General features: G+C 71.8%; 7 protein-coding genes and 1 pseudogene. 3 read left to right on the top strand and 5 right to left on the bottom strand.

Translation table 11 applies throughout. The features are described from left to right. Positions 1-545 (bottom strand): annotated as a pseudogene (locus tag D7V97_RS36270) (ATP adenylyltransferase); the annotation flags it as partial. Between the two features lie 26 nt (positions 546-571). Continuing rightward, positions 572-1,309, bottom strand: a complete 738-nt coding sequence (locus D7V97_RS36265) for a TetR/AcrR family transcriptional regulator C-terminal domain-containing protein (protein ID WP_120615193.1) — start codon at positions 1,307-1,309, stop codon at positions 572-574. A gap of 90 nt (positions 1,310-1,399) precedes the next feature. Between D7V97_RS36265 and D7V97_RS36260 the strand changes: the two genes are divergently transcribed. After that, positions 1,400-3,022, top strand: coding sequence for an FAD-dependent monooxygenase (locus tag D7V97_RS36260; protein WP_120615192.1), 1,623 nt, complete (start codon positions 1,400-1,402; stop codon positions 3,020-3,022). Between the two features lie 88 nt (positions 3,023-3,110). Here the strand turns inward: D7V97_RS36260 and D7V97_RS36255 are convergent, their stop codons facing one another. The 3 genes from D7V97_RS36255 to D7V97_RS36245 form a co-directional block, all read right to left on the bottom strand. Beyond that, positions 3,111-4,562, bottom strand: a complete 1,452-nt coding sequence (locus tag D7V97_RS36255) for a hypothetical protein (protein WP_120615191.1) — start codon at positions 4,560-4,562, stop codon at positions 3,111-3,113. A gap of 67 nt (positions 4,563-4,629) precedes the next feature. Beyond that, positions 4,630-5,334 carry a hypothetical protein gene (locus tag D7V97_RS36250; RefSeq protein ID WP_120615190.1) on the bottom strand — a complete coding sequence of 235 codons (705 nt, stop codon included), beginning with the start codon at positions 5,332-5,334 and terminating at the stop codon, positions 4,630-4,632. Between the two features lie 34 nt (positions 5,335-5,368). Continuing rightward, positions 5,369-6,439, bottom strand: coding sequence for a hypothetical protein (locus D7V97_RS36245; protein ID WP_120615189.1), 1,071 nt, complete (start codon positions 6,437-6,439; stop codon positions 5,369-5,371). A gap of 285 nt (positions 6,440-6,724) precedes the next feature. Between D7V97_RS36245 and D7V97_RS36240 the strand changes: the two genes are divergently transcribed. Then, on the top strand, positions 6,725-7,276 hold the full coding sequence (locus D7V97_RS36240) for a DUF2378 family protein (protein ID WP_120615188.1): 552 nt from the start codon (positions 6,725-6,727) through the stop codon (positions 7,274-7,276). 131 nt (positions 7,277-7,407) lie between these two features. Beyond that, positions 7,408-8,487: a hypothetical protein gene (locus D7V97_RS36235; protein ID WP_120615187.1), complete on the top strand. Its 1,080-nt coding sequence runs from the start codon at positions 7,408-7,410 to the stop codon at positions 8,485-8,487. Positions 8,488-8,514 lie beyond the last annotated feature (27 nt).

Raw genomic sequence — 8,514 nt, 5'->3', positions numbered from 1 at the left:
GCCACCACCCGCCCCGGTTCCAGCAGCGACGGGAACAGTGCCTCCAGCGGCGCACGCAGCCCGTCAGGCCCCAGCGGAGGAACGAGCTGCAGGTGCTTGTGCCGCTGGCTCGCGCCCGCCGTCTCCCCCGCGTTGTAGAAGGCCAGCCCGTCCAGCCCCTCCAGGCACGTCGCGAGCGCGTCGAAGTCCCCGGCCGTCAGCAGCGAGTCCTGCGATTCGAAGTCGCGGGTGACGAGCAGCAGGTGGTGCTCCACGACGTTGAACTTGTTGAGCAGACAGACGTGCGCGGGCGCCACGTCCCCCACCACGAGGTCCGGCTCCGGGTGCGCGAACGGATTGAACGGCGCCGCATCAGGAGCCACGGGCCGGGGCCGCTCCTTGAGCGCCACCCGTCCCAGGATGCGCACCTGGAACGTCGCGCGCCCCTGAGCGACGGTGCGCGCCTCGGTGGTGATGGGCTGCAACGCCCCCGTCTCCAGCGCGTGCCGGGTGACCTCCAGCGTGCGCGGCCACAGGGCTTCGGGCGTCAGCGGTGCGGTGTTCAAGGCGAGGCTCCCAGCCAGGGAAGTGTTCAGCGCAGCAGCCGCGCCGCGATGCCGTCGAGCACGCACTCCAGCCCCTTGTCGAACACGATGTCGAGCGAGGGATGCGTGGCGTCCCGGAGGACCTTGTCGAGCGTCGGGAAGTCACCCGTGGCGATCATCCGCTGGAGGTAGGGCCCCGTCGCGGTCTGCCACTCCGCCTTGTTCCGACCGCTCTGGAGCTCGGCGCGCAGCTCGCTGACCTCGGTCCGGATGGCGCCGATGACGTAGGCGTTGACGGTCATCACGGCCAGCATGACGGCGTCGATGTCCTCGAAGCCCGGGGTGTCACTCAACGCGGCAAGGGAAGCCTCCAGGTGCGCGAGCGAGTTCGGGCCCAGGTGGGGACGGCCGCCGAGCAGATCGATGAACCACGGGTGCTCGCGGGCGGCGCGCCGCATCCGGTGGGCGAGCGCCCTCAGCGCCTTGCGCCAGTCGCCGCGGATCCGGCCCTCGGAGATCATCTCTCCGTAGACCTCGTCCACCATCAGCCCGAGCAGCTCTTCCTTCGTGGCCACGTAGCCGTAGAGCCGCATCGGTCCCGCATCCAGCGCGGCCCCCACCTTGCGCAACGACACGGAGTCGAGCCCCTCCTTGTCGGCAAGCTCGATGGCCGCCTGGACGATGCCCTCGCGGCTCAGCGGCGCCGGCGCGGGACGGCGGTCAGGCTCCGGCCGCTCCCAGACGAGGGCGGCCTTCTTCGCGCGCGGCTTCCTTCCAGTGCTCATCACGACCCGTCTTGCCCGATCAGAACCCGAGTTGACAACCGACCTTCGCCGATACACTGTATCGACAAATACACCGTATCGGAGAGAACGATGGAAACGAAGTCAACAGCAGTGCTCGTCGTCGGCGGCAGCCTGGTGGGGTTGTCGAGCGCGTTGTTCCTGGCGGCGCGGGGCGTCCCCACCGTGGTCGTCGAGCGACACCCCGGCAGCTCGCCGCATCCGCGCGCCATCGGCTTCACGCCCCGGACGCTGGAGCTCTTTCGGGCCGCCGGGCTGGGCGAACGCATCCCGCAGGCGCCCCCGGGCCTTCGGCTGCGCCGGGCCCGCGCGGAGAGCCTCGCCGGGAAGTGGTTCGAGGAGACCCCGTGGACGCCCGAGGAGCTGCGAGCGCCCGAGCTCGAATACTCACCGTGCCGGGGCGCGGCGCTCGCCCAGGACCGCCTGGAGCCCATCCTCCGGGAGCAGGCCATCGCGCTTGGGGCCGACGTGCGACTTGAAACCCAGCTGCTCCGGTTCGAGCAGGACGCTGACGGGGTGGTCGCCACGCTCCGCACGCGCGACGGGAGCGAGTACGAGCTGCGCGCCGACTACATGATCGCGGCGGATGGTCATCGCAGCCCGATCCGCGAGGCGCTCGGGATTGGACGCAGCGGGCGGGGCCACATGCGGACGGTGCGCAGCATCATCTTCCGGGCCCCGCTCCAGGAGTACCTCCAGGCCGGCGTCTCGCAGTTCAACCTCCAGCAGCCGGGCTTCGAGGCGTTCCTCACCACCTACGGCGACGGGCGCTGGCTGCTCATCTTCTCGGACGACGTGGAGCGCGACGACGCCACGCTGCGGGCGCTGATCCACCGGGCGATTGGCCGGGACGACCTGGAGGTCGAGCTCGTCACCACCGGCCGCTGGGAGGTGAGCGCGCTCATCGCGGATCGCTTCGCGTCAGGCCGGGTGTTCCTCGCCGGGGACTCCGCGCACACGCTGCCGCCCAACCGGGGCGGGTACGGCGCGAACACCGGCATCGAGGACGCGCACAACCTCGCGTGGAAGCTGGCGGCGGTCCACTCCGGCGCGTCGACACCGGCACTGCTCGACACGTACGACGCCGAGCGACGCCCCATCGCGTGGCTGCGGCACCAGCAGATCTTCGCGCGGGACGACTTCAAGGCGCACGCGGGAGCCGGCGAGGCCACGCCCATCCTCGATGACGTGGCCATGGAACTCGGTCAGCTCTACCGCTCGACCGCGGTCCTCGGCGCCGACGCGACGCTGCCGCCCGCCCTGCGCCCCGACCAGTGGGCGGGCCAGCCCGGCACGCGCGCACCGCACGCCTGGGTGGACAGGGGCGACGCGCGGGTCTCGACGCTCGACCTGTTCCAGCGCTCCTGGGTGCTGCTCGCCGAGGACACGCGGTGGTGCTCCGCCGCGACGCTCGCCGCCGAGCCCTGGGGCATCGCGCTGGAGAGCCTGCGCATCGGCGCCGACGTGCGCCCCCTGGACCTGGAAGCGTTCCGGAAGGGCTTCGGCCTGGGAGCAGGAGGCGCCACGTTGATCCGCCCGGATGGCTACGTGGCGTGGCGCTCGCACGACCTGCCGGAGGATCCGCTCCGCACGCTCACCGAGGCGCTCGGACGCGTGGCCTCCGCCGCGAAGCCGCTCGGCGGCGACGCTACCGGGACGCAGCAGTCAGCCGTGGCGGACACGCGGTCCGCGTAGACGCTTCAACGCGGCGGAGGCGGAAAGAGGCGGCCTCATCGAGACGGAGCACCCCGCCGTGGCGGACACGCGGGGCGCGTAAGACGCTTCAGCGCGCGGGAGGCCGGAAGACGTACTGGTACTCGGGCGACTCGCTGTCGGGCGGGTACTGCGCATCCATGAAGGCGACCTGCGCGTGGTGGGTGATCAGCACGTCCTGGAGGCTGTCGTACAGCACCACGACCTTCGTGGCGCGGCCGGTGGCATCCAGGTCCACGCGCACCTTGAGGTTGCCCTTCAAGTCCGGCTTCGCCGGCAGGTGCTCCAGGTACAGCGCGACGAGCCCCAGCGACACACGGTCGTAGATCTGCTCGATCGTGCCCTTCGCCGGAGCCGCGGGCAGGCGCAGCTTGCGGCTCAGCTGCGCGAACTCCTCCGCGGCCTCGGGCACCGGCCGCTCCGGGGCCGCGAGCGCCGCGCGGTACGCCATCACGGCTTCAAAGAAGCGCTCCTGCTTGAGCAGCAGCCGCGCCCGCCGCACCTGGATGTCCGCCCGGCCCGGGGCGAGCACCGCTGCTTGATCCAGACGCGCCTCGGTGGCGGCCAGGTCCGGCTTCGCCTCCGCCAGCGTGGCGAGGCGCAGCAGCGGCTCCGCGTCCTTCGGCGTCGCGGCGCTGAGGCGCACCAGGGCCTTCTCCTCTTCCTCCGGCCGGCCCAGCTCCACGTTGAGCCGCACCCACGACGCGAGCACCGCCGGCTCCGCGCCGCCCAGCGTCGCGTAGCGCTCCAGCATCTTCACCGCCTGCACCTTGTCCCCGGCCGCGAGCCACGCCTCCGCCTGCCGACGGTGCGCCTCCTTGTCGTGCGGCTGGAGCGCGACGAGCAACGCACCGGCCTCCGCGCCCGCCTTCGCGTCCCCCGCCTCACGGGCCAGCCGCGAGAGCACCTGGAGCGCCTCCGGTTGCTCCGGCCAGTCCTTCACCGAACGCGACAGCAGCGAAATCGCCTCCGCCGCCCCCCCCGGCCGTCCCGCCAGGAGCAGTCCCAGGTCGGTGCGGATGCGGGGCGTGTCCAGCTTCGCGAGCGCCTCGCGCAGCCTTGCTTCCGCCTCCGCGCGCTTGCCTTCGGCCTGGAGGCGCAGGCCCTCCACCCAGAGCGCGGGCGCGAAGCCGGGCACGGCCTTGCGCGCGGCCTCCAGCGGCGGGCTGGCCTCCGCGAGCATCTTCCAGCGCACGTACACGAGCCCCATGCCCACGTGCGGCCAGGGGTTCTCCGGGTACAGCACCGCGAGCGCCTTGAACTCGCTGAAGCTCTCGTCGGAGGGCAGCGAGAGGAAGGCCCGGTACAGCCGGGGCATCGGATCCTTCGGCGCCTTCGCCTCCTGCGCGTCCAGCTCCGTGCGCAGCACGCTGGGCGAGCCCCGCACGCGCGCGGTGTCCATGCGCTGGAGCATCGCCATCCCGTCCGCCGCGGAGGCAGGCACCGGACGCGCGCCCAGGGCTCCGGACGCGCACAGCACGGACAGCAGCAGCAACACGCACGGCAGGGAACGGGACGTCATCGGGGGAGCCAGGACCCCCGGACGCTAGCAGATGCCCGCGCCCGGTGGTCCCCCCCTGCGGCGTGCCTCAGACGAACGAAGGCCCGCGCACGGAGCGGTGGTACTTCTGGAGGATGCGCTCCACGCGCATCTGGCCCAGCAGCGCCTGGAACGCCTCCGTGGCAACCAGCGGCCCCTCCACGGCGTCCATGGTCAGCTCCGCCCGGCCCGCCTGCTCCACCATCCAGCGGCCGTCCGGCGTGATGGCGAACACGGCGCGCTTCGCGTCCCCGGGCTGCCACACCACGAGGAAGAGGTTCTCGCACTCGCACTTCGGGTCCGCGCACAGCTCGATGCGGTACGCGTAGCGCTGGCCGTCCAGCTCCACGCGGCCCAGCACGTCGCGCTCCAGGTCCGCGTCCTCGCCCAGGAGCGACGCCGGCAGCTGCACCTCGAAGGCGCCCTCCAGCCGGCCCATCGCTTCGAGCACCTGCGTGCGCCGCTCCAGCACCAGCGCCTCGAAGCCCTGCTGGAAGCCCGGCGCCTGGGACGCCGCGCGCACCACGCCGCCCCAGCGGTCCTCGGCGGGACGCAGCTCGTCATCCAGCAGCGTGCCGTCGGCGGTGAGGGTCAGCGCCTTCTGCTCGCCGCCCGCGGTCACCTTCAGGTTCACGGTGTCGCACAGGCAGCCGTCGTCGGTGCAGGTGGCGCCGTGCACGGACACCGCGCCGTACTCCGGCGTCTGGCAGTCCGCGAGGTGCCGGAGGGATTCAGTCTCGGAAGAGGTCATCATCGGAAGGGAGTCCTGGAAGGAGGGAGCGTGCGGCTCACTTCACGTTGGCGAGCGGCGTCTCGATGAACTTGCCCTGGCCGGCGAGGTTCTTGAGGTCGACCTCTCCGCCCTCCAGCGGACGGCGCGGGGTCTGCGGGTTCTGCCGCACGCCGTTCGTCTTCTCGTGGGCGGAGATGATGGGCAGCAGGCGCACGCCGTCCTTCGGCACCTGGAAGCCCTGCGCCTTCAGCTCCGCGCTCAGGTCCTTGCGGAACAGGTCCGGGTTCTTCGCCAGGTGGCCCGTCGTGTACTCGCAGTTGGCGCAGGTGTGGCGCGTGGTGTGGCCGCTGTACGTCACCGCGTGGATCTTCGAGTTCGGCGGCAGCGTGCCCTTGAAGGACGCGGCGATGTCCTTCGCCGCACCGTCCTTCATCAGCCTCGCGGCGTCGGACTGCTCGCTGTGCATGAAGGTCGTGTTGAAGTCCGCGGGGGGTGGCGAGGCCTTCGAGTACCGGGCCTCCGCGGGCGCTCCGGCCTGCAGCGCGTCGCGCTTCGGGGTGCGGCCGAACGCGTCCGAGCCCTCGACCTTGGAGCCGCTGTACTCGTAGCCGGACGTCTTCGTCTTCGCGTCGTTCTGGCCGCTGACGGACACGCGCTTGCCGTCCTGGGTCAGGTCGTGCACGTTGGGGTGGTACTTGCGCTTCATCGCGTCCGGCGGCGGCACGTTGGAGCCCTGCGACTTCGTGTAGGCCCCTTGCGTGTGGACCGCGCCGAAGGACGTGGCGAAGAAGTTGGTGTTCTTGCTCAGCGCCGCGCCGCCCTCCTTCTTCCCCTTGATGCCCTCGGTGCGCGCATTCGCCTCGATGCCCGCCAGCCGCTGGTGCTCGGTGGACAGCTTCTTGCCGTCGTCCAGGCTCAGCTTCTTGTCCGGGTTCTTGGAGCCGTACACCGCGCCGCCAAAGCCGTCCGTGAAGACCTTGTGGTCCGGGGGCGGCTTGAGGGCCGGCTCCTTCTTCGGCTTGGCCTGGGCCGCATTGGCCTGCACCTGCGCCTTCGAGGCGATCGGATTGGTCTGCGCCGACTGCGTCGCCTTCTTGATGGAAGAGGTGCTCTTGATCTTGGGCATGGCGGCTCCTGGGGGAGGGGTAAGGCTCACCCGCTTTTTCCTGGAATTGCAATGAAGACGCCAGGGCAATGTGGACCCCAGGATGCTCACCCTCCCAACGGGCCGGCGCCCCGGGTGGGACAAGGCGGCGGCCCCCGGCGCGTCGGAGGGGGACGTCGCCCGCGTTCCCTTGGGACGCAAGGGGCGGGAAATGGCCCTTCAGGGCAATGGCCCGTTCAGGCGAAGGACGCCACCTGCCCGGTAGGGCTTGACCGGGACCGGCCGGGCTGGGCGGAATGGCCCTCCATGGCCGCCGCAGAGAAACTCGTGTTCCCGACCATCGTCGAGGGGCTCTTCGTCCGGGGACTGTCCGGCAAGGTGTCCTTCGCCCTCAAGGAGCAGCTGCGCAAGGAGGGGCTGGACCTGGACCGGCCGCTTCAGCCGGCGTACTCGCTGGAGACGTGGGCGCGCTGCGTGGCGCTGACGGCGAAGTCGCTGCAGCCGGAGCCGGTGGCGTGGCGGATGCTGGGCGAGCGGATGATCGACGGCTACCGCGACACGATGGTGGGCCGGGCGCTGCTGGGCGTGCTGCGGCTCATCGGGCCCAAGCGGATGCTGCTGCGCACGCAGCACAGCTTCCGCACCGGCAACAACTACACCGAGGTCCGCATCACCGAGCGCGGCGAGCGCGAAGCGGACCTGTGGCTCAACGAGCCGGGCCTGCTGCGCTACTTCAAGCAGGGCGTGATGCTGGCCACGGTGCGCGCGGCCAGCGGCCCCGCCACGCAGGTGGACGTCGTCCAGTACGACGACGACAGCGTCACGTACCGCGTGTCCTGGGGCGTGCCGGGCTCCTGAGTCACGGCGGAGCCCGAGGCGCGCGGCGGATCCGCGACCCGCGGGCCCTTGCTCGCACCGGGCCCCATCTGCCAGCGTGGTCCCCTGGGGTGGTGTTGGGCTGCCCCGTCGTGAAGAGGGGGCTGCATCCAATGCCGTCGAGCGAGCGCGCCAACCTGCCGCGCTGGACCGGTCAGCGGGGTTTCTTCGAGATCTGGTTCGTGGTGGTGCTGGACACCGGCGGAGACCGCGCCTGGTGGTTGCGCTACACGCTGTTCACCCCCGCGCCGGGAGCCCCGGGTGAGCCCCGCGCCACGGTGTGGGCGGCGGCGTTCGACTGCGCGTCGGCGGACCGGCCCGCGGTGGCGCTCAAGTCCATCCACCCGGCCTCGGCCTTCACGGCGCTGTCGCCCTCCGGGGTGCGCATCGGGGACTCGGAGCTTGCGCCCGGAAGGTGTCACGGACAGGTGGCCTCCGGGGAGCACGCCATCGCCTGGGACCTGCGCATCTCGCAGGAGGGCAAGGCTCCGGTGCGCCGCGAGCCGCGCGGCATCTCGCTGCTGCCCCTGCCCACGAACGTGGCGCACGTGCACGACGACCTCGTCTTCGACGGCACGGTGACGGTGGATGGCGAGCGCTTCGAGGTGAAGGGCGCGCCCGGCCTGCAGAAGCACCTGTGGGGCCACCGGCGGCTGGAGGAGCTGACGTGGCTGTACTGCCCGCGCTTCCGCGAGGACCCGGACGCGCGGCTGGAGGCGATGATGGTGCGTGCCGAGCGCAAGGCCGGCCACCCGCGCCTCGCGCCCATCTACCTGCGCACCGGGGACGCGAAGCACACGTTCCACGAGCTGCCCAGCATGCTCTTCACGCGGGTGAGCTCGCCCACCACCGGGGAGCTGTCATTCAGCGCCGCCTCCGCCACGGTGGGGATGAAGGGCCGCGCGTGGTGCGACCCGCGCACGCTGGTGGGCTACCTGTACCGCGACCCGAAGGGCTGGGACGTGCGGGTGGCCCAGAGCGACGTGGCCCGCTGTGAGGTGGAGCTCTTCTCCCGGCCCCACCCGTTCGCGCCATGGCGCCCCACGAAGACGCTCACCTCCACCGTGGGCGCGCTGGAGTTCCACGCGCCGGAGCCGGTGCCGGGCGTGCGCTACATCCCGTGGGACGGCACCGAGGCCGGGCCCGAGCCCGAGCTCGCGTTGGGTGACGCGTCGGCGCGCGAGACGGGCTGACGCGGAAGCAGGGCCCGTCCCCTCCCC

This window comes from Corallococcus sp. CA053C, from assembly GCF_003611675.1.
Lineage (GTDB): Bacteria > Myxococcota > Myxococcia > Myxococcales > Myxococcaceae > Corallococcus.
Note: the sequence above shows the minus strand (reverse complement) of the source record. Positions and strands in the feature narration are given on the sequence as shown.

Excerpts from the sequence above, each read along its gene's own strand:
- D7V97_RS36265 (WP_120615193.1), bottom strand. The coding sequence starts at position 1,309 with ATGAGCACTGGAAGGAAGCCGCGCGCGAAGAAGGCCGCCCTCGTCTGG.
- D7V97_RS36260 (WP_120615192.1), top strand. The coding sequence starts at position 1,400 with ATGGAAACGAAGTCAACAGCAGTGCTCGTCGTCGGCGGCAGCCTGGTG.
- D7V97_RS36255 (WP_120615191.1), bottom strand. The coding sequence starts at position 4,562 with ATGACGTCCCGTTCCCTGCCGTGCGTGTTGCTGCTGCTGTCCGTGCTG.
- D7V97_RS36250 (WP_120615190.1), bottom strand. The coding sequence starts at position 5,334 with ATGATGACCTCTTCCGAGACTGAATCCCTCCGGCACCTCGCGGACTGC.
- D7V97_RS36245 (WP_120615189.1), bottom strand. The coding sequence starts at position 6,439 with ATGCCCAAGATCAAGAGCACCTCTTCCATCAAGAAGGCGACGCAGTCG.
- D7V97_RS36240 (WP_120615188.1), top strand. The coding sequence starts at position 6,725 with ATGGCCGCCGCAGAGAAACTCGTGTTCCCGACCATCGTCGAGGGGCTC.
- D7V97_RS36235 (WP_120615187.1), top strand. The coding sequence starts at position 7,408 with ATGCCGTCGAGCGAGCGCGCCAACCTGCCGCGCTGGACCGGTCAGCGG.